A 23,376-nucleotide genomic window follows, 5' to 3' on the forward strand; every position below is an offset into this window, starting at 1 on the left:
GGATCTAAGGATGTTCATGTTCTGGGATTCCCTGCCCCTGCTGTTTGTCGGCGCCCTGCTGATCTGGGTGCTGTATGCCTTCGTTCGCGAGAAATGGAGCCCGGACATAGTCGCCGCCATCGCCGTGGCCGCCTTGCTGGTCAGCCAACTGCTGACGCCGGGCGAAGTGCTCAGTGTGCTGTCCAACTCCGCTCCCGTCACCATCGCCTGCATGTTCGTGCTCTCCGCTGCGCTGGAGCGCACCGGCTGCATCGACGCTCTCGGCAATTGGCTGGGTAATCTGGTCGGCACCAGCCCGATTCGCGTGCTCACCGGCCTCACCGTCACCGCGCTGGTGGTATCTGCCTGCCTCAACAACACACCAGTGGTGGCCATCCTCACCCCGGTGGCCATTGCTCTGGCGCGCCGCGCCGGCACCCTGCCATCGAAGCTGTTGATCCCGCTGTCCTACGCCACCATCCTCGGCGGCACCCTGACCATGATCGGCACCTCGACCAACATTCTGGTCGACGGCGTCGCGCGCAAGGCCGGCCTCGCGCCCTTTGGCATCTTCGAAATCACCGGTGTCGGCTTGGTCATGGCCGCCTGCGGCATGCTCTACCTGCTGACCATCGGTCATCGCCTGCTGCCGGAACGCGAGACCCTGTCACGCCAGCTGCGCCCTGATCTGCCGCGCACCTTCATGACCGAACTGCTGGTACCGCACAACTCGCCGATGATCGGCAAAACATTGCACGAGGCCAACCTCAATGGCGGCAGCGGCCTGCAGGTGCTCAAGCTGTTCCGTGAAGAGCAGGAGCTGACCGAACCCAGCGCCGAAACCCTGCTGGCCAGTGGCGACCGCCTGGTGCTGCATGGCCAGGTCAAGGATGTGGTGGAGCTGCGCGAAAGCGGCCACCTGAGTTTCAACCGTAGTGACGCCTTCGAGACCATCAGCAGCCACGACGTGATCCTCGCCGAGGCCATCGTCGGGCGTAACTCGCGCTACAGCCACCGCCCAATGCGCGATCTCGACCTCACCGCACGTTACGGCATCGCCGTGCTCGCCGTGCACCGCCAGGACGAGAACGTGCAGGGCAACCTGGATGATTTCGAGCTGCAATTCGGCGACGTGATGCTGGTCGAAGGCACACCGGCGCAGATCAAACGCTTCGCCGACAACGGCGAGCTGATCAGCCTCAACGCCGTGCAGGAGCGCGCCTTCCGCCGCGACAAGGCGCCCATCGCAATTATCTCGACCCTCGCTGTGATGCTGCTGGCGGCCTTCGGTGTGATGCCTATCGAAGGGCTGGCGATCATCGGCGCCGTCACCGTGCTGGCGACCCGCTGCCTGGACGTGGAAGACGCCTACAAGGCCGTGGACTGGAAGATCCTCAGCCTGATCTTCGGCATGCTGGCCATCAGCATCGCCATGGACAAGGTCGGCCTGGTCAAGCTGCTGGTGGAAAACGTCATGGGCTGGCTGCCCTGGGCCGGACCGCTGCTGATGCTGAGCTTCATCTACCTGTTCACATCCATCCTTACCGAGATGCTGTCCAACAATGCAGTCGCGGTGCTGGTGACGCCCATCGCCATCGGCATGGCTCAGCACCTGGGCGTCGATCCACGCGCCTTCGTGGTCGCGGTGATGTTCGCCGCCAGCGCCAGCTTCGCCACCCCGATCGGCTACCAGACCAACACCTTCGTCTACAACGCCGGTGGCTACCGCTTCACCGACTTCATGAAGATCGGTATTCCGCTGAACCTGCTGCTGTGGGGCGTCGCTACGGTGGTCATCCCCTGGTTCTTCCCGCTGACCCCGCTCTGACTCGATATCCGCAGGCGCTGGCTCCATCTAAGACGCATGACCCACGGAGCCTCACCTCATGTCCGATCCGCTGCTGATTCCCTGCCCGCACTGCAACGGGCTCAACCGCATTCCTGCCGAGCGCCTGAACGACGCCCCGCGCTGCGGTCGCTGCAAGAGTGAAGTGCTGCCCGCTGCGCCGATCACCCTGACCCAAGCCAACTTCGCCAGTCAGTTGAAGGGCGACCTGCCATTGCTGGTGGACGTCTGGGCCAGTTGGTGCGGTCCCTGCCAGGCCTTCGCGCCAACCTTTCAGCAGGTAGCCGCACAACTACAGGGGCGTTGCCGCCTGGGCAAACTGGACAGCGAGGCCAACCCGAACCTGGCCGGGCAATTGGGTATCCGTTCGATTCCCAGCCTGATCCTGTTCAAGCGCAGCATCGAGGTGGCGCGTCAGAGCGGCGCCATGCCACTGCCGCAACTGCAGGCATGGTTGCGTCAGCAGGGCATCTGAGCGCTTCGGTCACTCGCCACGGGCGCTGCGGTCAATTGCAGCGCGCCACCGGCCCCTTAGTCTGGCAAAACGTCCGCTCAAGGAGTTTCGCCATGCCGCTGCCCGTTGAAATCGCCCGCCAACTCACCGAAGAACAGATCGCCTTCGTCAAACGCAGCGGCCTCAAGGCCGAGGTGCTGGAACCAGGTTTCGTGCGCCTGCGCATGCCCCTGCAAGGCAACCAGAATCATATCGGCAGCATGTACGCCGGCGCTCTCTTCACCCTGGCGGAAATACCCGGCGGCGCGCTGTTTCTGACCAGCTTCGACGCCCAGCGCTTCTACCCCATCATAAAGGAAATGAACCTGCGTTTTCGTCGCCCCGCTACGGGTGATATCGAGGTCGAGGCGCGCCTTTCGGCCGAGGAAATCGCTCGCTTGGAAGAACAGGCCAGCCACCAGGGCAAGGCCGATTACCTGCTGGAGCTGCAACTGACCGACGGTGATGGAGAAGTAGTCGCAGAAAGTCGCGGCCACTACCAATTGCGTTTACGCTGAATGGCGCCGCTGCCTGCATTCGCACTCGGTAACAGTCCCTGACCTTGCCATAGGTCAAAAGAGCGGCTATCTGAACAGGCACAATAAAATTGCCGAGGGGTATCGGCAGGAGAGCCGTCACCATGTTCAAGCACATCCTCATCGCCCATGACCTGCGCGACACAGCTGACATGGCGCTATGCCGCGCCACCCAACTGGCCCAGCAGCATAACGCCCGCCTGACCATGCTCCATGTGCTCGACCCGAGCCAGAGCAGCGACCAGCATGAGAAAGCGCGCCAGGCGCTGGATCGCAGCCTGACCCAATACGCCCCGCCCGGTACAGAGCTGCGCATGCTCAGCGGCAAGCCTTCCGAGGTGGTGCTGCAACAGGTGCAGGACAGCGGCTGCGACCTGCTGGTCCTGGGCGGGCATCAGAAGCGTCACGATTTCTTCTCCGGCACCAGCCTCGATCGCATCGCCCGACGCTGCACCGTGCCGCTGCTACTGGTAGCGCGCAACGATTTCCAGCCTTACCAGCGGGCGCTGGCCGCCATCGATTTTTCCCTGTGCGCCTGCAGCGCACTCGGCCAGGCCTATCAATTGCTGCCCGGCCATGCCGAGTTGCACGCCCTGCATGTATTCGAACCTGACAAGGGCACGCCGCAACAGGTCGAACTGCAACTGCAGACCCAGCACGGCCTGATCGATCAGCTACTGCTCGACGAAGCACAGAAACTTCCAGCGGACGGCCCGAAGCTGAGCCATGAAGTGCTGCAAGGCGGCATCCTGCGCAGCCTGCAGGAGCAGATCAAGACGCGTCGAGCAGAACTGCTGGTACTCGGCAGCCACGGCCGTAGCGCCTTTTCTCAGGCGCTACTGGGCAGCCTGGCGCAGCACTTCCTGCACAAGGCGCCTTGCGACGTGTTCGTGGTGCGCTAACGAACAAGGCGCCCGCGGGCGCCTTGATTTATCGCTGACAAACCTTCAAGCCTGATTGAGCAGATCGTGCAGTTCGACGAACTGCTGGGTCAGTTTGTGCCGTGCATCCAGATGGATCAGCGGCGTGCACACCTGGTGCGACTCGCGCATCTTCACCGAGCTCATCAGGTTTACCGGCAACACCGGCAATCCTTCTGCGATCAGCTCGTCCAGCAACTGCTGCGGTAAGGTCGCGCGCGGCTGGAACTGGTTGACCACGATGCCTTCCACCTCCAGACCATCGTTATGGTCCTCCTTCAACTCCTCGATCTCGGCCAGCAGGCCGTACAGCGCGTTGCGCGAGAAGCTGTCGCAGTCGAAGGGAATCAACACGCGGTCTGCGGCGATCAAGGCTGAAACCGTATAGAAATTCAGTGCCGGCGGGGTATCCAGGTAGATGTGGTCGTAATCTTCGGCCAACTCGTCGAGCAGTTTGCGCAGCTTGTTGATCTTGTGTTTCTGCTCGAGCTTGGGCTGCAGCTCGGCCAGCTCTGCCGTGGCGGTGACCACATGCAGGTTGTCGAACGGCGTCTCGTAGATATCCACCTTGCCCTTCTTGGCAAAAGGCCCGGAAGCCAGGGTCTGCTTGAAGAAGTCGGCAATACCCATGGGAATCTCCTCGCCGGTCAGCCCGGTGAGGTAATGGGTCGAATTGGCCTGGGCATCCAGGTCGATCAGCAGCGTACGGTAGCCCTGCGCCGCACTGACCGCCGCGAGATTACAGGCGATGCTGGACTTGCCCACGCCCCCCTTCTGGTTGAACACCACACGTCGCATCGCCGCTCTCCCTGATCTGGAATGTTCCGAATTCTATGCAAAGCCCATGACAAGCACGAGACGTAGGCCACATCGCCATCATCCGCCCATCAGAAGAAGCTGCGCAACATTTGCACAGTGCCGCGCGCATCTAGATAATGCCCGCCCGAACAAGTACCGGCACTATGCCATGGCACTGACTGACGCCGTCTCTTTCAGGCGACTCGTCGTGCCGCCCAGTATGCCCGGAGTGGCGAAAAGCCTCGTGCTATGAATTTCCAGATCGAAGGATTGCGCGCCTGGGCCCCCGGCCTGGAGTCAGAGGATGATTGGCGGGCCTGGTGCAGCGCCCCCACGGTCGTGCCTGACGACCAGCAGCAGCCGGACGTAAGCTTTCTACCCGCCATGCAGCGGCGTCGTCTAAGCCGACTGGCGCGAATGCTGTTCCATGTCGCCTGGCCACTGGCAGAAGGCCAAGGCCCTTTACCCCTGGTGTTCGCCTCGCGCCATGGCGAAACCCCACGCACGCTGGCAATCCTCAACGAACTGGCAAAGGGCGAGCCGCTGTCGCCTACCCAATTCAGCCTGTCTGTGCACAACGCCATCATCGGCCTGTGGTCGATCCTGCGTGAAGACCGTAGCGAGATGACCGCCATGGCCGCCGCCGGCGACGGCCTGGAACAGGCCATGGTCGAAGCAAGTGGCCTGCTGGCCGAAGGCGCTCCTGCAGTGTTACTAGTTATTGCAGAAGAATTACCGCCTGACCTCTACACGCCCTATATAGATGACGTACCCTTCTCCTACGCGCTGGCTCTGCTGCTGAAACCGGGCACAACCTGGACCTTGAGCCTCGCTCCCGCCGAATCCGGCTTACCCGCCGCCTGGCCACACCCCCTGAACCTGCTGCGCGCCTTCCATGGCGGGCAGCGAACGCTGACTCATTACTGGAAAGACCGCCAATGGACCTGGTCACGCAACGAGGCCTGAGCCCTTACAGCCCGCCTTATGCATGGAGGCTTGTCGCCACAGCACTGAGCTTCGCCCTCTTTGGCGTCGGCGGTGTGCTGCTACGCGTGCTGGTCTTCCCCCTGCTCAGCCTGCTGCCCGGCGACGTCCTGCGTCGGCGTACCCGAGCACGCGCCGTGGTCAGCCGGACGTTTCGCCTATTCGTCGAGTTCATGTTCCGCACCGGTGTACTCACCTATGAGGTCGAGGGCGCAGAACGCCTGGGCCGTCCAGGGCAAATGGTGATCGCCAATCACCCCTCGCTGATCGACGTGGTCGTGCTGATCGCCTTCATCCGCGACGCCAACTGCGTGGTCAAACAGAGCCTGTGGGAAAACCCCTGCATGCGCGGGCCGATTCGCGCCGCCCAGTACATCAGCAACAGCGGCAGCATGGACATGCTCGATGAAGCTGCCGGCGCCCTGCAAAGCGGCGAAACCCTGATCATTTTCCCCGAAGGCACCCGCACCGTACCCGGCACCAACCCGGAGTTTCATCGGGGTGCAGCGGCTATTGCGGTACGCGGCGCTAGCGTGGTGACCCCGGTGGTCATCAGCGTGACACCGACCACCCTGACCAAGGCCGAACCCTGGTACAGCATTCCGTCGCGCCGTTTTCACTTTCGCCTGCGGGTCGGAGAGGATATCGATCCGCGGCAATTCACCGAGCAGGCACCACTGCCGATTGCCTCGCGCAAGCTCAACGACCATCTGCATCAACACTTTATGAAGGAGCTCGCCTCAGATGAGCAATCTGCAACTTGAAATCAAGAACCTGATTATCGATGCCCTCGGCCTCGAGGACATGAGCGCCGATGACATTGGCGCGGAGCAGACGCTGTTCGGCGAAGGGCTCGGCCTGGACTCGGTAGACGCACTCGAACTGGGGCTGGCGATCCAGAAGCGTTTCGGCATCAAGATCGACGCTGAAGCCAAGGACACGCGCAAGCATTTCGCCAACGTCGCGAGCCTGGCTGCGTTCGTTTCTGCCCAGCAAGTTGCTTGAGGACTATCCGCGATGCAAAGCCGTGAAGAAATCTTCGTTACCCTGCGTAGCGCCCTGGTGGAGCTGTTCGAGCTGGATGCCGAGCGTGTGACCCTGGACGCCAGCCTGTATGAAGACCTGGAAATCGACAGCATCGACGCGGTCGACCTGATCGACCATATCAAGCGCCAGACCGGGCGCAAGCTCGCTGCGGAAGAGTTCAAAAGCGTGCGCAGCGTGGGCGATGTGGTCGAGGCCGTCTATCGCCTGATCAATGACGTTCCTCAGGCCCAAGACTGACCCCATGGCTCGCCTGTTTGGCCTGCTGTTGCTGATCGCCGGCATCCTCTATCCATTCGCCGTCTATTACGGCCTGGAGCACTGGTCGCCACGCGTGTTCGCCGCGCTGCTGGGCGGCCTCTGGCTAGCCCGCGCTCTGACGGCACGGCGCCGGCCGGGCGGCCTGTGGCTGGCCGTGGCAGCATTGGTGTTCTGCCTGCTGCTCGGCGTCGCCAACGAACCGGCACTGCTGCGCTGGTACCCGGTACTGCTCAACCTGATGCTGCTGGCGCTGTTCGGACTCAGTCTGAAGTTTGGCCCACCGCTGGTAGAACGCATGGCGCGCCTGCGCGAGCCAGAGCTACCGGAAGTCGCCGTGCGCTATACGCGCACCGTCACCAAGGTGTGGGCGTTGTTCTTCCTCGGCAATACCGTCCTACTGATGGCACTGGCGATGTGGGCACCGCTGTCCTGGTGGACGCTGTACACCGGATTAATCTCTTACGGCCTGATAGGCCTGTTGTTCGCTGGCGAGTGGTTGGTGCGCCAGCAAGTAAGGAAACACGAATGACCTGGCTGCCCCTCACCGATCTGCTGCTCGAGACTCACCACGAGCGCCAGGTCGCTCTGGAACCCGCACTGCATCATCCAGAACTGCGTGAGCGCGCCTTGCGCCTGGCCGCTGCCCTACAGGGGCATGGCGTAAAGCGCGTGGCACTGTATCTGGAAGATGCCGGCGAGCTGGCGATCGCCCTGCTTGGTGCCTGGCGCGCCGGGGTACAGGTGCTGTTGCCCGCCGATGCCCAAGTGCAGACCCGCCAACGTTTGGCAGCCCAGGTCGATCTGTGGCTGGATGATTTGTCAGGGCTGGACGCCGAGGCGCTGCCCGCTGCCGCTCTCGACCCCGAGCACTGCTGCCTGACGCTGTGCACCTCGGGCTCCAGCGGCGAACCCAAGCTGATCGACAAGAGCCTGGCGCAACTGGCCAACGAGGTCAGCGCTCTGGAAGAGCTCTGGGGTGCCAACCTGGGCAACGCGACCATTCTCGGCAGCGTCGCCTGCCAGCATATCTATGGCCTGCTGTTCCGCCTGCTGTGGCCGCTATGCGCCGGTCGCCCGGTGCACAGCCGCGCCCTGCCATTCCCTGAAGACCTGCAGCAGGTCAGCCTCAGTCAGCCCCATTTCGTCTGGGTCGCCAGCCCGGCCCTGCTCAAGCGCATGGGCGACAACCTAGACTGGCTGGCGCTGAGCCGGGTGAAGCAGGTGTTCTCTTCCGGCGGCGCCCTGCCCGCCGAAGCAGCGCAGGCCCTGCATGACCGCCTGGGCCAATGGCCGACGGAAATCTATGGCAGTTCGGAAACCGGCGGTATCGGCTGGCGCCAGGGTGACACGCCTTGGCAACCGTTCACCGGCGTCGAACTGAGCCTGGATGAGGCCGGAGCCCTGCGCATCGCCTCGCCATATTTGCCAGCCGGACATATCGAACAGAGCGCGGATGCCGCCGAGATCGGTGACGACGGTCGTTTCGTCCTGCGCGGACGACTGGATCGCATCGTCAAGCTGGAGGAGAAGCGCATCTCCCTGCCCATGATCGAGCAGGCACTGGTCAATCATGACTGGGTTGCCGATGCCCGCCTGGGCGTTATCCAGGAAGGCCGCGCCTTCCTCGGCGCCGTGCTGGCGCTGAGCGCCAACGGCGTGCATGCCCTGCGCAACCAGGGCCGCCGTACCGTGACCGAAACCCTGCGTCGACACCTGGCCGAACACTGCGAAACCATCGCCCTGCCGCGCCGCTGGCGTCTGCTGCTGGAATTGCCCTACAGCAGCCAGGGCAAGCTGGCGCAGAGCCAGATCGACGACCTGCTGGCTGCGCCACGACCAACGAGGGTAGAGCCTGTCAGCGCCGAAGAACGTGACGGCGAATGGCTGCTGCAACTGCAGGTGCCACTGGACCTTGCCCACTTCACCGGCCACTTCCCACAGACGCCGGTACTGCCGGGCGTGGTGCAGGTCGATTGGGCGCAGCAACTGGCGCGCCAGTTGATCATCGACATGCCGCCGCGCTTCGCCGGTATGGAAGTGCTCAAGTTCCAGCAACTGGTACGCCCCGGCGACACCCTGCAGCTGTCGCTGCGCTTCGACGCCGAACGCGGCAAGCTCTACTTCGCCTACCGCAATGGCGAGGCTGCCTGTTCCTCAGGGCGCATTCTGCTGGAGCCGGCCCATGGCTGAGCCAGACTTCAATCCCTGCGCGGTGATCCCGGTATACAACCACGAGCGGCCGTTGCCCGGCGTGGTCGGGCAACTGCGCAGCGCTGGATTGCCATGCCTGCTGGTGGACGACGGCTCGAACGCGGCCTGCGCTGCGGTTATGGATGAACTGGCGCAGCAGCCGAACATTCACCTGCTACGCCTGCCGAGCAACCAGGGGAAAGGCGGCGCAGTGATGGCCGGTCTGCGCGAGGCCGCGCGCCTTGGCTACAGCCACGCCCTGCAGGTAGACGCTGATGGTCAACACGATCTGAGCACCCTGGATCATTTCATCACCACCGCTCGCGCTCATCCGCAAACGCTGGTCTGCGGTTACCCGCAGTACGATGCGAGCGTGCCCAAGTCACGCCTCTACGCCCGCTACCTGACCCACGTCTGGGTCTGGATCAACTGCCTGTCGCTGCAGATTCGCGACTCCATGTGTGGCTTTCGCATCTACCCACTGCCGGCCACCCTGGCCCTGCTCGATACGGTGAAGCTCGGCCGGCGCATGGATTTCGACACCGAGATACTGGTGCGCATGGCCTGGCGTGAACAGCCGATGCACTGGTTGCCAACGCGGGTGCACTACCCGGCCGACGGCCTCTCGCACTTTCGCCTGTGGCACGACAACCTGCTGATCTCGGGCATGCATGCCCGGTTGTTCTTCGGCATGCTGCTGCGCGCGCCGCGCATTCTCTGGCGCAGGCTGGTCGCATGAGCGCTGCCGAACAAAACGAGCACTGGGCCCGGCAGAAGGAGCGCGGCAGTTTCCTGCTGATGCGTTTCACCGTCGCGGCCGCGCGCCTGCTTGGCCGCCGCCCCCTGGTACCGCTGCTGTACCTGATCGTCCTGTACTTCTACCTCTTCGGCCGTAGTGCACGCACCAGCATTCATCAGTATCAGAACAACCTGGCCGCCTGGAGCGCACGCCCCGATCTGCGCCCAAGCCGCAGCTCTGTGTTGCGTCAGTTCCTGGCGTTCGCCGATAGCCTGCTGGACAAGCTCGATGTGTGGAACGGCCGCCTGCCACTGCAGCAGTTGCAACTGGACGATCCCGACGACATCCGCGGCCAACTGCATAGCGGTGGTCGCGGACGCCTGCTGGTCGGCGCCCACCTGGGTAATCTGGAAGTCTGCCGCGCCCTGGCCGAACTCGGCGAGCAGGTATGCATGAACGTGCTGGTGCACACCAAGCACGCCGAGCGCTTCAACCGCCTGCTGGGCGAGTCCGGCGCCAGCAACCTACGCCTGATTCAGGTCAGCGAACTGGACCCGGCGATCATGCTGCAACTGGCCGAGCGCCTGGAGCGCGGCGAGTGGCTGGCTATCGCTGGCGACCGCGTGCCGCTACATGGCGGGCGCAGCGTGGTGGTCGATTTCCTCGGTCTGCCGGCAGCGTTTCCGCAAGGTCCCTGGTTGCTGGCTGGCCTGCTGCAATGCCCGGTCGGGCTGATGCACTGCCTGAAAATCGATGGGCGCTACCAGGTGCGTCTGGAACACTTCGCCGATGCCGTGAGCTGGAAGCGCAGCGAGCGCGATCAGGTGGTTCACGACTGGGCACAACGTTACGCGCAGCGCCTGGGCGAACACTGCCTGGACGCACCGCAACAATGGTTCAACTTCTACCCTTTCTGGAAGCGAGATGACGACATACCAGCCTGAGCCGGTGATCTTCGGCGAGCGCGCCCTGACCATCGAGAACATCGTAGCCCTGTCGCAGCGGCAGGCCCGTGCCCAGCTGCAGGACGATGCCGCCTACCGGGAAAAGATCGCCAAGGGCGCACGTTTCCTCGACACCCTGCTGGACAAGGAAGGCGTGATCTACGGCGTCACCACCGGCTACGGCGACTCCTGCGTGGTCGCGGTGCCGCTGCATCAGGTCGAGGCGCTGCCCCACCACCTGTTCACCTTCCACGGTTGTGGCCTAGGCAAACTGCTCGACGCCCCCAGTACCCGCGCGGTGCTCGCCGCCCGATTGCAGTCGCTGTGCCACGGCGTGTCCGGGGTGCGCGTGGAACTGTTGGAGCGTATCCAGGCGTTCATCGAGCACGACGTGTTGCCCTTGATCCCGGAAGAAGGCTCGGTCGGCGCCAGCGGCGACCTCACTCCACTGTCCTACGTCGCCGCCACCCTCAGCGGTGAGCGCGAAGTACTCTACAAAGGCGAGCGCCGCAGCGCCGCCGAGGTGCATGAAGAACTCGGCTGGACGCCACTGACCCTGCGCCCTAAAGAGACCCTGGCGCTGATGAACGGCACCGCCGTGATGACCGCCCTGGCCTGCCTGGCCTACGCCCGCGCTGACTACCTGCTGAAGCTGGCGACGCGCATCACCGCGCTCAACGTGATCGCCCTGGAAGGCAATCCGGAGCACTTCGACGAGCGCCTGTTCGCCGCCAAGCCGCACCCGGGCCAGACCCAGGTCGCCGCCTGGATTCGCCAGGATCTGGCCGTCGAAGCGCCACTGCCGCCGCTACATCGCCTGCAGGATCGCTATTCGATCCGTTGCGCGCCACATGTGCTTGGCGTGCTGGCCGATAGCCTGGGCCTGCTGCGCCAGTTCATCGAGATCGAACTCAACAGCGCCAACGACAACCCGCTATTCGATGCCGAGACCGAGCGCACCCTGCACGGCGGCCACTTTTATGGCGGGCATATCGCCTTCGCCATGGACAGCCTGAAAAACCTGGTCGGCAACGTCGCCGACCTGCTCGACCGCCAGCTCGCCCTGCTGGTCGACACTCGCTACAACCACGGTCTGCCGAGCAACCTGTCCGGCGCGCCAGTCGAGACGGCGATGATCAACCACGGCTTCAAGGCCGTGCAGATCGGCGCCAGCGCCTGGACTGCCGAAGCACTGAAGAACACCATGCCGGCCAGCGTGTTCTCGCGCTCCACCGAGTGCCACAACCAGGACAAGGTGAGTATGGGCACCATCGCCGCACGCGATGCCCTGCGCAGCCTGGAGCTGACCGAACAGGTCGCCGCTGCCACGCTGCTGGCCGCCAACCAGGGCGTGTGGCTGCGCGAGCGCGCCGGCAAGCAGGACATTCCCGCACCGCTGGCCGCCATGCGCGAACAACTGGCCAGCGATTTCCCGCCAGTGATCGAAGATCGCGCCCTGGAAGGTGAGCTGCGCCTGTGCCTGGAGCGCATCCGCACTCAGCACTGGAGGCTGTATGCGTAGCAAGGGCGTACTGCAGGCGGAAATCGAACTGCAGGTGCAGTTCTATGACGTCGACATGATGGAAATCGTCTGGCACGGCCACTACGTCAAATACTTCGAGCAGGCGCGTTGCGCTCTGCTCGACAAGCTCGACCACAACTACCGGCAGATGCGCGACTCCGGCTACGCCTGGCCGGTGATCGACCTGCAGGTACGCTATGTGCGCGGCGCCCAGTTCGGCCAGCGCATCATCGTGCGCGCCGACCTGGTGGAATGGGAAAGCCGCCTGAAGATCAACTACCTGATCAGCGATGCTGAGACCGGCGAACGCATGACCCGCGGCAGCACCGTGCAGGTTGCCGTGGAGATCGCCACGCGAGAAATGCAGTTCGCCTCGCCACAGGTGTTCATCGATGCCGTGCAGAAGGCGCTGGCATGACCCCCGTGATCTGGCGACGTTTTCGTAGGAGCGAGCTCTGCTCGCGAACCTGGGCAACCCCGAAAGCTTCGCGAGCAGAGCTCGCTCCTACAGGCGCCGCCTGGATGAAATCCAAGAAAAGCCGCGTCGCCAGATGTATCTCCCGGATTGCATCCGGGCTACTGCTGGCGAGCATTGCCCAATTGGCAATGGCCTTCGACCTCGACCAGCTCAGCGAGCAACTCGGCGAGCCCGAGGTGGTGCGTGGCAGTTTCATCCAGGAAAAACACCTGCGCGCCCTGCCGAAACCGTTGACCAGCCGCGGCACCTTCGTCCTGGCCAAGGATCATGGCCTGCTCTGGCTGCTCGAACGCCCGCTGCAGCAGGATTACCGTATCGACGCGCAAGGCATCGCCCGGCGCAGCGAACAGGGTTGGCAGTTCGTCGCCCAGCAAAGCGCCACCGCTCAGCAGAATCGCCTGTTTCTCGCCGTGCTCAAGGGCGACAGCAGCGGTCTGCGTCAGGATTTCGAACTTAGCCTGAGCGGTAACGCCGAGGCCTGGCAGCTCGATCTGACGCCCCGCAGCGTTCTGCTCAAGCAGGTATTCAAGGCCATCGTCATCACCGGCGGTGAACTGGTGCAGCGCATCGAGCTGCAGGAAACCCAGGGCGATAGCACCGTGCTGCGCCTTGAGGACAATCAGGCCGATCAGTCCCTGAGCGACGCGGAGCGACATGACTTCCAGAGTTGAATACTGGGGTTCACGGCTCTTTCCGCTCGCCCTGGCCCTGCTCGTTGCCGTCGCTGCCTGGCAGTGGCGCGGCGACGCGCCCGTATCGGCCAACCTGCTGGAACTGGTACCCAACGGCACGCCGGACGCGCTCGAACAGCAGGCCGTACAACGTATGCAGGAGCCGCTCAACCGCGAGCTGCTGGTGCTGATCAGCCACCCGCAGCGCGAGCAAGCCCTGGCACTGGCCGCCGAACTGGGCACACGCTGGCAGCAACAAGCGCTGTTCGAGAAGGTGCAGTGGGTTCCGCAAGCCGACCTCTCCGGCATACGCCAGCAACTGCAGGATCAACGCCTGGCGCTGTTGCCGGCTGCCGACCGTCAATTGCTGATCGACAATCCATCCGCCTTCGTCGAGCGACGGGTGCAAGATATGTTCGACCCCTTCCGCAGTCAGGGCGTGGTTGCCACCAATGATGATCTGCTCGGCCTCAGCACCCTGGTGGAGAAAGGGCTTCCGCATTACCACAATGTCCAGGTCGACCTCAGCGGCGCGCTGATCGCCGAAAGCGAGGGGATCACCTGGGCCCTGCTACGCGCCCGCACCAACGCCGACGCCTTCGACGGCAACCTGGCACTGGCCGTGGACGATCTGGTCACCCAGGCCAGCGACGAGGTGCACGCACGCGGCGGCCAATTGCTCGCCAGCAGCGGGCTGCTGTATTCCGCCCATGGCCAGCGCGAAGCCACTCGCGAAATCAGCCTGATGGGCAGCATCGCCAGCGCTGGCGCCCTGCTGATGATGCTGCTGGTGTTTCGCCGGGTGCGCGTACTGCTCGCCTTCATCCCCGCGGCTATTGGCGTGTTCGCTGGGCTCACGGCCTGCGTCGCGGTGTTCGGCCATATCCACGTGATGACCCTGGTGCTGGGCGCCAGCCTGATTGGCGTGGCCATCGACTACCCCCTGCACCTGCTTTCAAAAAGCTGGACGCTGCAACCCTGGGATAGCTGGCGAGCCCTGCGCGCGACGCTGCTCGGTCTGAGCCTCGGTCTGGTGACCAACGTCATCGGCTATCTGGCCCTGGCCTTCACCCCGTTCCCGGCGCTGAAACAAGTGGCAATCTTTTCCGCCGCCGGCCTACTCGGCGCCTACCTGAGCACGCTGTTCCTGTTGCCAACCCTGCTCGGCAAGGCCGAGATACGTCCCTGGCAGCCGCCGCATGCCCTGGCACAGCGCCTGCTCGACTGGCGCGAAGCCTTGCTGCGCAAACTGCCCACACCCTGGCTGCTGTTGATCTTCGCCCTGTTCTGCGCTGGCGGCCTGTTGCAGCTCTCGCACAAGGATGACCTGCGCCAGTGGGCCAGCGTGCCGCCGCAATTGCTGGAACAATCGAAAGCCATCAGCCAGATCGTCGGCACGCAACCGACCAGCCAATTCTTCCTGGTACGTGGCGACGATGAGGAGCAACTGCTGCAACGCCAGCAGGTGCTGAGCCAGCGCCTGGACACGCTGGTAGAACAGGGCCAGCTGAAAAGCTATCTGGCGCTGAGTCAGCTGATCGCGCCGACCACGCAGCAGGAAAAACTGCGTCAGGCCGTGACAATGCTCCCCAGCCACAGCGCCGCGCTCACCGAGCTGGGTATTCCTGCCGAAGCCATCGAGCAGGAGGCACGACAGCTGCAAGCCCTGCCGACACTGAGCGTTGAGCAGGTGCTCGCCGCGCCGCTGAGCGAACCCTGGCGTCCGCTCTGGCTGGGCAATGCGAATGACGGCCAGGTCGCCGGGCTGATCAGCCTGCAAGGCCTGAGCGACAGCGATCTGCTGGCCGCCCAGGCCGAGGGGCTCGCCGGTGTGAAGCTGGTTGACCGCCTCGGCGAACTCAATCGCCTGTTCGCCGCCACCCAGGTCAGCGCCGCCGAGCTCAAACTGGCCTCCTGCCTGCTGATCTTCGCTGTACTGTGCTTCTTCGGCGCACGTGGCGCTGCTCGCATATTGGCGGTGTCGCTGCTGGCCGCCTTGGCCAGCCTGGCCAGCCTCGGCTGGCTTGGCCAGCCGCTGACGCTGTTCAGCCTGTTCGGCCTGTTGCTGGTCACCGCCATCGGCGTGGACTACGCCATCCTCATCCGCGAACGGGTCGGCGGCGCTGCCACCAGCCTGCTCGGCACGCTGCTGTCGGCGCTGACCACCTGGTTGTCGTTCGGCCTGCTGGCAGTGTCCAGCACACCGGCGGTCAGCAACTTCGGCCTGACCATCAGCATCGGCCTGATCTTCAGCTTCCTCCTCGCGCCCTGGGCGGGTGACGCGCCTGCGAAGGAGCCGCATCCATGAGCGTGGCCCTGTTCTGGCTGCTGGCCCTGGCCATTTACGCACTGGTCGCAATCATCGGCGCACGCCGCCTGATTCCCATCGTCGGCCAGTTGCTGGTGGCCGCGCTGGTCATTCCGACGCTGCTGTTGCTGTGGGCCGAGCCGTACTGGCAACTGAGCGCGGCCGAGTTGCTCGCGCCCGCGTGGCTGAACTTCGCCTATGGCTTGTGCTTCGCCTTGCTGCTGGGCTACATCCTCAGCGACGTGATCGACCTCGATCTCAGCCCGGCCTGCGTGAAGATCGCCCTGCCGAGTTTTCTCGTGCCGATGCTGGCCGGCGTAGCCTACTCGCTCTGGCTGCTACCCGGCGAACGTGGCTGGCTGAGTGCACTGGGCATTGGCCTGCTGTTCTCCATCACCGCGATCCCGGTGCTCTATCTGTTCTTGCAGAGCATCGGCTACCCGGCAGCCGACAGCAAACGCCTGCTGCACGCGGCAATCCTGATGGACTTCATGTGCTGGAGCCTGTTCGGCCTGGCCCAGGGCAGCAGCCAGCCGACGACACTGCTGTGGCCACTGCTGGCGGCGCTGTTGCCTCTGTTACTGCACAGGCTCACGCTACGTCATCCACTGTTCTACAGCCTGCCGTTCTTCGCCCTGATGCTGGTGCTCCAGCAGCTTGAACTGAATGCGCTGGTATTCGGCATCGCCTACATGCTGTGCCTGGCTTACCTGAAGCAACCCTTTGTCCTGCCACTGGCGCCGCGTCACTGGAAAGGGCTGCTCAATGGCATCGCGGTTCCGCTGATTCTCACTTATGGCGTACTGCGCGTGGATTTCCATGGCCTGGGTCAACACCTGTCCTGGCTGGTAATCGTTACCCTGCTGGCGCTGCCGGTCATCAGCAAGGTGCTTGGCAGTTGGCTGGGCCTGCATTGGGCAGACCCGGCCGCGTCAGCGCGGATCAAGTGGCGGGAAAGCCTGCTGCTGAACATCCGTGGCCTGACCGAAATCGTGTTCCTCAACCTGCTCCTGCAGCTCCAGCTGATTGATTCAACGGTGTACTTCGGCCTGCTGCTGATGAGTCTGTTCTCTACTCTGCTGCCTGCCCTGCTAGGCCGGCACGCCGTCAATCATGAAGCGAAAGCCCGCTATGAAATCTCCTGAACTCGAACAACGTCAGATCATCGTCATCGGTGCCGGCCCGTCCGGTGCTATCGCCGCCGCCATTCTCAAGCGCCAGGGCCATGACGTGCTGGTGCTGGAGCGCCAGCGCTTCCCGCGCTTCTCCATCGGCGAGAGCCTGCTGTCGCATTGCCTCGACTTCGTCGAAGAAGCTGGCATGCTTGAAGCGGTGCAGGCCGCTGGTTTCCAGACCAAGCATGGCGCTGCGTTCGCCTGGGGCGAGCGCTACACCAGCTTCGACTTTCGCGACAAGTTCACCGAGGGCAAGGGCTCGACCTACCAGGTGATCCGCGCTGACTTCGACAAGCTGCTGGCCGATGAAGCCGAGCGCCAGGGCGTGGATATCCGCTACGAGGAAGAAATCTTCGCCGCTGATTTCAGCGGCGACTGCCCGCGCCTGTCGGTACGCCGCCTGGCCGACGGCCTTGAATACCAGGTCGAGTGCGCCTTCGTCCTCGACGGCAGCGGCTATGGCCGCGTGCTGCCGCGCCTGCTCGACCTCGATACGCCGTCGGCCTTCCCGGTACGCCGTGCGGTGTTCACCCACATTGAGGACAACATCGACCCGGCCTCAGGCTTCAACCGCGAGATGATCCTCATCACCACCCATCCGACTCTGCGCGACGTGTGGTTCTGGACCATTCCGTTCAGCAACGGCCGTTGCTCGCTGGGCGTGGTCTGCGCCGCCGAGCACTACGAGAACTACCCGAAGGATCTCGATGCCTGCCTCAAGCAGTTCGTCGCCGAGACCCCGTCGCTGAGCAAGGTGCTGGGCAATGCCGTGTGGGATACCCCGGCGCGTGAGATCAACGGTTACTCGGCCAACGTCAAGAGCCTGCACGGGCCGGGCTTCGTTCTACTGGGTAATGCTGCCGAGTTCCTCGACCCGGTGTTCAGCTCGGGCGTGACCATCGCCATGCGCTCGGCAAGCATGGCCGCCGGGCTGCTGCATCGTCAGCTCGAGGGCGAGACGGTGGACTGGGAAACCGAGTTCGCCATCCCGCTCAAACGCGGCGTGGACACCTTCCGCGTCTACGTCGAGGGCTGGTACGAGGGCTCCTTCCAGGACGTGATCTACTACGAAAAAGCCTCCCCGGAAATTCGTCGCATGATCAGTTCGATCCTTGCCGGCTACGCCTGGGACGGTAAGAATCCCTATGTTTCCGAACCTCGCCGGCGCCTGCGTGTGCTGGCCGAGCTTTGTTCACAGCCCTGACAAGGACAGTCGATGAACGCCCTGCGCCCCGTCTCGCCCACCTACGTCGAAGAAACCCGCTTCGGCTTCTGGTTCCTGCAGAGCCATGTCTGGCAACACCATGTACTGCGGGTCGCGATCAACGACCTGGTACGTCTGATCGACGGCCCGCTGCCGCACGCTCCCGTCCTGCTGGACACGGGCTGCGGTCAGGGCCGTTCCTTCGGCCTGCTCAACGCCGCCTTCGCACCGGCGCGGATGATCGGTCTCGACGCCGACCCGCACAGCCTCGAATGCTCGCGCCGCGAAGCCGAGCGCCTGGGCCTGGAGGTCGAACTGATCGCCAGTGACTGCGCGGCCATCGACCTGCCCGACGCCAGCGTCGACCTGCTGTTCTGCCATCAGACGCTGCACCACCTGGTGGAGCAGGAGCAGGCGCTCGCCGAGTTCTGGCGTGTGCTCAAACCCGGCGGTCGGCTGCTGCTGGCCGAATCGACCAAGTTCTACATCGATACCTGGGTGATCCGCTGGCTGTTCCGCCACCCGATGCACGTGCAGCGCAGCGCCGAGCAGTACTTGGACATGCTGCGTACACAAGGTTTCGAATTCGACGATGCCTGCGTTTCCTACCCCTATCTGTGGTGGAGCCGGGCCAAGGACTTCGGCCTGCTGGAGCGCTGGGGCCTGATGCGACCCAAGCCGGTCGGCCAACGCGACGAAACGCTGCTCAACGTAGTGGCGCGCAAACCGTGATGCCACGCATACTCCTGCTCGTCGCCAGCCTGCTGCTGGGCGCCTGCGCCGCACATACCCCCGTGCCGCAGACGCCACCGGCACTGGTCGCGCCCTTGCCGCTCAGCCTGCAGATCCAGCGCGAGCAGGCGCAGGTGCGACAGGACTGGCTGCTGGTCGTCCAGCGTGAAGGCTCGGCCCTGCGCTGGTCATTGATGGACCCGCTCGGCATCCCACAGGCGCGTCAGCTGCTGGATGCCGGACAATGGCGCAACGACGGCCTGTTGCCACCCAACGCCGAGGCCCGCGAGTTGTTCGCCGCGCTGCTGTTCGCCCTGAGTCGAAGCGACGCGCTGCAGGCTTATCCCGCCGGCAGTTGGCAACAGGTGAACGATGAACAGCGCCGCCTCGCACCGGACTGGACCATCGATTACCACGGCCCTCTGGATTTCACCCTTGGCAAGACCGGCCTGAACTACCGGATACGTGCACTGAACCTGGAAGAAAGCGATTGATGTCCCGCGCCCCCACCCCCGGCTACCTCCATGCGCTCGGCCTGCTCTGCGCCCTCGGCGAAGGCAAGCAAGCCGTCGCCGATGCGCTGTTCGCCGGCGATGCCTCGGGCATGCGTGCCGAACACGGATGGGTTAGCGAGCGCAGCCTGACGGTCGGCACCGTGCATGCCGATCTGCCCGCCATGCCGCCTGGCTTCGAGAGCTCGCACAGCCGCAATAACCAGCTGCTGCTGGCCGCTGCGCAGCAGATCGAACCCGAGCTGCGCGCGGCCATCGGCCAGTATGGTGCTCATCGCGTCGGTCTGGTGCTGGGCACCAGCACCTCGGGTATCCGCGAAGCGGGCGAGCATATCGCGCGCCACCTCAACGAAGGCGCGCTGCCCGCCGACTACGATTACGCTCAGCAGGAAATGGCCGCCCCAGCCACCTTCCTGGCTGACTGGCTGGGCCTGAGCGGCCCGGTGTACTGCCAGTCCACAGCCTGCACCTCCAGCGCCCGCGCCCTGCTCAGCGCTCATCGCCTGCTCAGTCAGGGCCTGTGCGATGCGGTGATCTGCGGTGGCGTCGACAGCTTGTGCCGCCTGACCCTGAATGGCTTCTCGTCGCTGGAAGCGGTTTCCGCCGAGCCCTGCAATCCGTTCTCGGTGAACCGCCACGGCATCAACATCGGCGAAGCCGCGGCCCTGTTCCTGATGACCCGTGAGCATGGCCCCATCGCGTTCTTCGGTGGCGGCGCCACCTCCGACGCCCACCATATCTCCGCGCCGCACCCCGAAGGCCTCGGTGCCCGTGCCGCCATGGAGAAGGCGCTGGCCAATGCCGGCATCGCGACCAGCGACATCGACTATCTCAACCTGCACGGCACCGCCACTCGGCATAACGACGTGATGGAGAGCAAGGCCGTGCATGCGCTGTTCCCCAACGGCCTGCCTTGCTCCTCGAGCAAACCCATGACCGGCCATACCCTGGGCGCCGCTGGTGCGCTGGAAGCGGCCTTCTGCTGGCTGACCCTGAGCGAATACAACCGCGATGGCCTGCTGCCGCCGCACCTCTGGGACGGCCAGCACGACCCCGAACTGGCGCCGCTCGAGCTCGTCCAGCCTGGCGCCCGCCTCGCCCGTGACAAGGGCCGTTACCTGATGAGCAACTCCTTCGCCTTTGGCGGCAATAACGTCGCACTGATTCTGGGAGATGCGTCATGAGCCTGTGGCCCGTCGCCGAACTGGTACCCCATGCCGGCAACATGGTGCTGCTCGATGAAGTGTTGAGCTGCGATAGCGAAGCGATCGAGGTGCGCCTCGTCGTACGTCCGGATGGCCTGCTCAGCGATGCCGACGGCAATCTGCCTGCCTGGACCGGCATCGAGCTGATGGCCCAGGCCATCGCCGCCTTCGCCGGCATCCAGGCCAAGCGTGCCGGCTTGCCGGTGGAGCTGGGCTTCCTGCTCGGCACACGCAAGTACGCCTGCAACGTCGAGCGTTTCCCGGCTGGCAGCGAACTGCACATCCGCGCCCTGTGCTCGCTGCAGGACGACAACGGCATGGGCGTGTTCGAATGCCATCTGCAAGGCCCCGGCATCCAGGCCGAGGCGCGCCTCAACGTGTTCCGCCCGCCGCAACCGGCGGTTTATTTACAAGAGCCACAAGAACCGCAAGAACAATCCCATGACTGAAACTACTTCCGCCGCTACCGTTCTGGTCACCGGCTCCAGCCGTGGCATCGGCCGCGCCATCGCCCTGCGCCTGGCGCGTTCGGGCCATGACATCGTCCTGCACTGCCGCTCGCGCCGCGATGAGGCCGAAGCCGTGCAGGCGCAGATCTTCGAACTCGGGCGCCAGGCGCGCATCCTGCAATTCGACGTATCCGACCGCGCCGCCTGCCGTGCAGCGCTGGAGGCCGACGTCGAAGCCCATGGCGCCTACTACGGCGTGGTGTGCAACGCCGGCCTTACCCGCGACGGAGCCTTCCCGGCGCTGTCCGAGGAAGACTGGGATCAGGTGCTGCGCACCAACCTGGACGGTTTCTATAACGTGCTGCACCCGTTGACCATGCCGATGATCCGCCGCCGTGCGCCAGGCCGTATCGTCTGCATCACCTCGGTATCCGGGTTGGTCGGCAACCGCGGCCAGGTCAACTACAGCGCCTCCAAGGCTGGCGTGATCGGCGCCGCCAAGGCCCTGGCGATCGAACTGGCCAAACGCAAGATCACCGTCAACTGCGTGGCCCCGGGCCTGATCGATACCGAGATTCTCGACGAGCTGGTTCCGGTCGACGAAATCCTCAAGATGATTCCGGCGGCGCGCATGGGCACCCCGGAAGAAGTGGCGAGTGCGGTGAACTTCCTGATGTCCAGCGAAGCGGCGTACATTACCCGCCAGGTTCTCGCAGTGAATGGCGGTCTGTGCTGATGAAACGTGTAGTCGTCACCGGTATGGCCGGTATCACCTCGCTGGGCAGCGACTGGCCAACCATCTCGGCCGCGTTCAAAGCCGGCAAAAGTGGTATCCGCCGCATGGACGAATGGGACCGTTTCACCGAGCTGAACACCCGCCTGGGCGGGCCGGTGGACGATTTCGTCCAGCCCAAGCACTGGAATCGCAAGCAGACGCGCAGCATGGGCCGGGTGTCCAAGCTGGCGGTGTATGCCGCTGAACGCGCGCTGGAACACGCCGGTTTGCTCGGCGATCCGTGCATCGCCGATGGGCGCATGGGCGTGGCCTGTGGCTCGTCAACCGGCAGCACCGAGGAGGTCAAGGCCTTCGGCAACATGCTGCTGAACTCGGTAGCCGACGGTCTCAACGCCAATTCCTACATCCGCATGATGCCGCACACCACGGCGGCCAATATCAGCATCTTCTTCGGCCTCAAGGGCCGCCTGATCCCCACCTCCAGTGCCTGCACCAGCGGCAGCCAGGGCATCGGCTATGCCTACGAGGCGATCAAGTTCGGCCGTCTGAAGATGATGCTCGCTGGCGGCGCCGAAGAACTGTGCCCCACCGAGGCCATGGTCTTCGATGCACTCTACGCCACCAGCCTGAAGAACGACGCCCCGCACACCAGCCCGCGCCCCTACGACAGCGGCCGTGACGGCCTGGTGATCGGCGAAGGCGCCGGCATCCTGGTGCTCGAAGAGCTGGAGCACGCGCTCGCCCGTGGCGCCACCATCCATGCAGAGATCGTCGGCTTCGGCTGCAACTCCGACGGCCAGCACGCCACCAAGCCGGTGCAGGAAACCATGCGCGGCGCCATGCAGCTGGCGCTCGATGACGCCGGCCTGGAACCTTCCGCCATCGGTTACGTCAACGGCCATGGCACTGCCACCGAACAGGGCGACGTCGCCGAAACCCTGGCCACCAGCAGCCTGTTCGGTGCGCAGATGCCGATCAGCTCGCAGAAGAGCTACCTCGGCCACACCCTGGGCGCCTGCGGCGCGCTGGAATCCTGGTTCAGCATCGAGATGATGAACTCGGACAGTTACGTCTACACCCTGAACCTGGACGAGATCGACCCGGCCTGCGGTGAGCTGGATTATCTGCGCGGCGAGTTCCGCCAGATGAGCCACGAGTACGTGATGAACAACAACTTCGCCTTCGGTGGCGTGAATACCTCGCTGATATTCAAGCGCTGGCATTGATTTTCAACAGACAAGGAACACGGATGATGTCTCGTTTCACTCGATTTGCTCTGATCGCAGCCCTGCTGCTGGGCGTTGCAGCCTGTACGTCAAAACCGGTGATGAACATCGAGAACCGCACACCGACTTCGACGGTCAGGAGTGAGGATGATATGCGCCGCGCTATTCTCGCCGCGCTGCAAAGCCGCCAATGGACCGTCGAGCGTGCCGACCGAGGCAACATCATGGCGCTCATCCAGCGCCGCAATCACCAGGCCGAGATCACCATTCCCTATAGCGCGTCGAGTTATTCGATCCGCTATCGCGACAGCCAGAACCTCGGTTACAAGAACGGCAAGATCCACCGCAACTACAACAAGTGGATTCACAATCTGGATCGCAGCATCCAGCAGGAACTGAACAGGGCGTCCTTCTGACAGGGTGC

The 23,376-nt window shown here is 64.0% G+C and carries 26 protein-coding genes; 25 read left to right on the forward strand and 1 reads right to left on the reverse strand.

Going from position 1 to position 23,376, the window contains the following annotated elements; genetic code table 11:
• Positions 1-16: 16 nt before the first annotated feature.
• The 4 genes from RTH74_RS05700 (at position 17) to RTH74_RS05715 (ending at position 3,756) form a co-directional block, all read left to right on the forward strand.
• Positions 17-1,807 (forward strand): SLC13 family permease, encoded by a 1,791-nt coding sequence (locus tag RTH74_RS05700; RefSeq protein ID WP_316914315.1) that lies wholly within the window; start codon positions 17-19, stop codon positions 1,805-1,807.
• A gap of 58 nt (positions 1,808-1,865) precedes the next feature.
• Complete coding sequence (trxC, locus tag RTH74_RS05705; protein WP_316914040.1) at positions 1,866-2,300, forward strand: thioredoxin TrxC; 435 nt, start codon at positions 1,866-1,868, stop codon at positions 2,298-2,300.
• Positions 2,301-2,392: 92 nt separating this feature from the next.
• The gene (locus RTH74_RS05710) at positions 2,393-2,836 is read left to right on the forward strand and encodes a YiiD C-terminal domain-containing protein (protein WP_316914041.1); all 444 of its coding nucleotides are present in this window, start codon (positions 2,393-2,395) and stop codon (positions 2,834-2,836) included.
• A 122-nt stretch (positions 2,837-2,958) separates the two neighbouring features.
• Positions 2,959-3,756 carry a universal stress protein gene (locus tag RTH74_RS05715; protein ID WP_316914042.1) on the forward strand — a complete coding sequence of 266 codons (798 nt, stop codon included), beginning with the start codon at positions 2,959-2,961 and terminating at the stop codon, positions 3,754-3,756.
• Between the two features lie 45 nt (positions 3,757-3,801).
• Here the strand turns inward: RTH74_RS05715 and RTH74_RS05720 are convergent, their stop codons facing one another.
• Complete coding sequence (locus RTH74_RS05720) at positions 3,802-4,572, reverse strand: ParA family protein (RefSeq protein WP_099522777.1); 771 nt, start codon at positions 4,570-4,572, stop codon at positions 3,802-3,804.
• Positions 4,573-4,821: 249 nt separating this feature from the next.
• On the opposite strand from RTH74_RS05720, the gene RTH74_RS05725 reads away from it, so the two are divergent.
• From RTH74_RS05725 to RTH74_RS05825, 21 genes are all read left to right on the forward strand, one after another.
• On the forward strand, positions 4,822-5,538 hold the full coding sequence (locus tag RTH74_RS05725; protein ID WP_125833637.1) for a beta-ketoacyl synthase chain length factor: 717 nt from the start codon (positions 4,822-4,824) through the stop codon (positions 5,536-5,538).
• Entirely contained in the window at positions 5,511-6,320 is an 810-nt protein-coding gene (locus RTH74_RS05730; protein ID WP_316914043.1) for a lysophospholipid acyltransferase family protein, read from the forward strand. The genes RTH74_RS05725 and RTH74_RS05730 overlap by 28 nt, the downstream gene beginning before the upstream one ends.
• Positions 6,301-6,561: a phosphopantetheine-binding protein gene (locus tag RTH74_RS05735; RefSeq protein WP_125833638.1), complete on the forward strand. Its 261-nt coding sequence runs from the start codon at positions 6,301-6,303 to the stop codon at positions 6,559-6,561. The genes RTH74_RS05730 and RTH74_RS05735 overlap by 20 nt, the downstream gene beginning before the upstream one ends.
• A 12-nt stretch (positions 6,562-6,573) precedes the next feature.
• The gene (locus RTH74_RS05740; protein ID WP_316914044.1) at positions 6,574-6,840 is read left to right on the forward strand and encodes an acyl carrier protein; all 267 of its coding nucleotides are present in this window, start codon (positions 6,574-6,576) and stop codon (positions 6,838-6,840) included.
• A 4-nt stretch (positions 6,841-6,844) separates the two neighbouring features.
• Positions 6,845-7,390: a hypothetical protein gene (locus RTH74_RS05745; RefSeq protein WP_125833640.1), complete on the forward strand. Its 546-nt coding sequence runs from the start codon at positions 6,845-6,847 to the stop codon at positions 7,388-7,390.
• Complete coding sequence (locus RTH74_RS05750) at positions 7,387-9,051, forward strand: AMP-binding protein (protein ID WP_316914045.1); 1,665 nt, start codon at positions 7,387-7,389, stop codon at positions 9,049-9,051. Before RTH74_RS05745 ends, RTH74_RS05750 begins: the two co-directional genes overlap by 4 nt.
• Positions 9,044-9,790 carry a glycosyltransferase family 2 protein gene (locus RTH74_RS05755; protein WP_316914046.1) on the forward strand — a complete coding sequence of 249 codons (747 nt, stop codon included), beginning with the start codon at positions 9,044-9,046 and terminating at the stop codon, positions 9,788-9,790. Before RTH74_RS05750 ends, RTH74_RS05755 begins: the two co-directional genes overlap by 8 nt.
• The gene (locus RTH74_RS05760; protein WP_316914047.1) at positions 9,787-10,734 is read left to right on the forward strand and encodes a glycosyl transferase; all 948 of its coding nucleotides are present in this window, start codon (positions 9,787-9,789) and stop codon (positions 10,732-10,734) included. The genes RTH74_RS05755 and RTH74_RS05760 overlap by 4 nt, the downstream gene beginning before the upstream one ends.
• Positions 10,715-12,256, forward strand: a complete 1,542-nt coding sequence (locus RTH74_RS05765; RefSeq protein ID WP_316914048.1) for an aromatic amino acid ammonia-lyase — start codon at positions 10,715-10,717, stop codon at positions 12,254-12,256. Before RTH74_RS05760 ends, RTH74_RS05765 begins: the two co-directional genes overlap by 20 nt.
• Positions 12,249-12,674 (forward strand): acyl-CoA thioesterase, encoded by a 426-nt coding sequence (locus RTH74_RS05770; RefSeq protein WP_179571429.1) that lies wholly within the window; start codon positions 12,249-12,251, stop codon positions 12,672-12,674. The genes RTH74_RS05765 and RTH74_RS05770 overlap by 8 nt, the downstream gene beginning before the upstream one ends.
• Positions 12,675-12,778: 104 nt before the next feature.
• Positions 12,779-13,405: an outer membrane lipoprotein carrier protein LolA gene (locus RTH74_RS05775; RefSeq protein ID WP_316914049.1), complete on the forward strand. Its 627-nt coding sequence runs from the start codon at positions 12,779-12,781 to the stop codon at positions 13,403-13,405.
• A complete protein-coding gene (locus RTH74_RS05780; RefSeq protein WP_316914050.1) occupies positions 13,389-15,713 on the forward strand; it encodes a hypothetical protein in 2,325 nt (774 codons plus the stop codon). The genes RTH74_RS05775 and RTH74_RS05780 overlap by 17 nt, the downstream gene beginning before the upstream one ends.
• Entirely contained in the window at positions 15,710-16,858 is a 1,149-nt protein-coding gene (locus RTH74_RS05785; protein WP_316914051.1) for a sodium:proton antiporter, read from the forward strand. The genes RTH74_RS05780 and RTH74_RS05785 overlap by 4 nt, the downstream gene beginning before the upstream one ends.
• Positions 16,845-18,092 (forward strand): NAD(P)/FAD-dependent oxidoreductase, encoded by a 1,248-nt coding sequence (locus RTH74_RS05790; RefSeq protein ID WP_316914052.1) that lies wholly within the window; start codon positions 16,845-16,847, stop codon positions 18,090-18,092. The genes RTH74_RS05785 and RTH74_RS05790 overlap by 14 nt, the downstream gene beginning before the upstream one ends.
• Positions 18,093-18,104: 12 nt before the next feature.
• Positions 18,105-18,824 carry a class I SAM-dependent methyltransferase gene (locus tag RTH74_RS05795; protein WP_316914053.1) on the forward strand — a complete coding sequence of 240 codons (720 nt, stop codon included), beginning with the start codon at positions 18,105-18,107 and terminating at the stop codon, positions 18,822-18,824.
• Positions 18,824-19,318: a hypothetical protein gene (locus RTH74_RS05800; RefSeq protein ID WP_316914054.1), complete on the forward strand. Its 495-nt coding sequence runs from the start codon at positions 18,824-18,826 to the stop codon at positions 19,316-19,318. Before RTH74_RS05795 ends, RTH74_RS05800 begins: the two co-directional genes overlap by 1 nt.
• Positions 19,318-20,520 (forward strand): beta-ketoacyl-[acyl-carrier-protein] synthase family protein, encoded by a 1,203-nt coding sequence (locus RTH74_RS05805; RefSeq protein WP_316914055.1) that lies wholly within the window; start codon positions 19,318-19,320, stop codon positions 20,518-20,520. The genes RTH74_RS05800 and RTH74_RS05805 overlap by 1 nt, the downstream gene beginning before the upstream one ends.
• Positions 20,517-20,990 carry a hotdog family protein gene (locus RTH74_RS05810; RefSeq protein ID WP_179545977.1) on the forward strand — a complete coding sequence of 158 codons (474 nt, stop codon included), beginning with the start codon at positions 20,517-20,519 and terminating at the stop codon, positions 20,988-20,990. Before RTH74_RS05805 ends, RTH74_RS05810 begins: the two co-directional genes overlap by 4 nt.
• On the forward strand, positions 20,983-21,726 hold the full coding sequence (gene fabG, locus RTH74_RS05815) for a 3-oxoacyl-ACP reductase FabG (RefSeq protein ID WP_316914056.1): 744 nt from the start codon (positions 20,983-20,985) through the stop codon (positions 21,724-21,726). The genes RTH74_RS05810 and fabG overlap by 8 nt, the downstream gene beginning before the upstream one ends.
• The gene (locus RTH74_RS05820) at positions 21,726-22,952 is read left to right on the forward strand and encodes a beta-ketoacyl-ACP synthase (protein WP_179545979.1); all 1,227 of its coding nucleotides are present in this window, start codon (positions 21,726-21,728) and stop codon (positions 22,950-22,952) included. Before fabG ends, RTH74_RS05820 begins: the two co-directional genes overlap by 1 nt.
• Positions 22,953-22,978: 26 nt before the next feature.
• Positions 22,979-23,368, forward strand: a complete 390-nt coding sequence (locus RTH74_RS05825; RefSeq protein ID WP_316914057.1) for a hypothetical protein — start codon at positions 22,979-22,981, stop codon at positions 23,366-23,368.
• Positions 23,369-23,376: the final 8 nt, after the last annotated feature.

Origin of the sequence: Pseudomonas sp. zfem001, from assembly GCF_032621725.1 — a bacterium.
Taxonomy (GTDB): Bacteria; Pseudomonadota; Gammaproteobacteria; order Pseudomonadales; family Pseudomonadaceae; genus Aquipseudomonas; species Aquipseudomonas sediminis.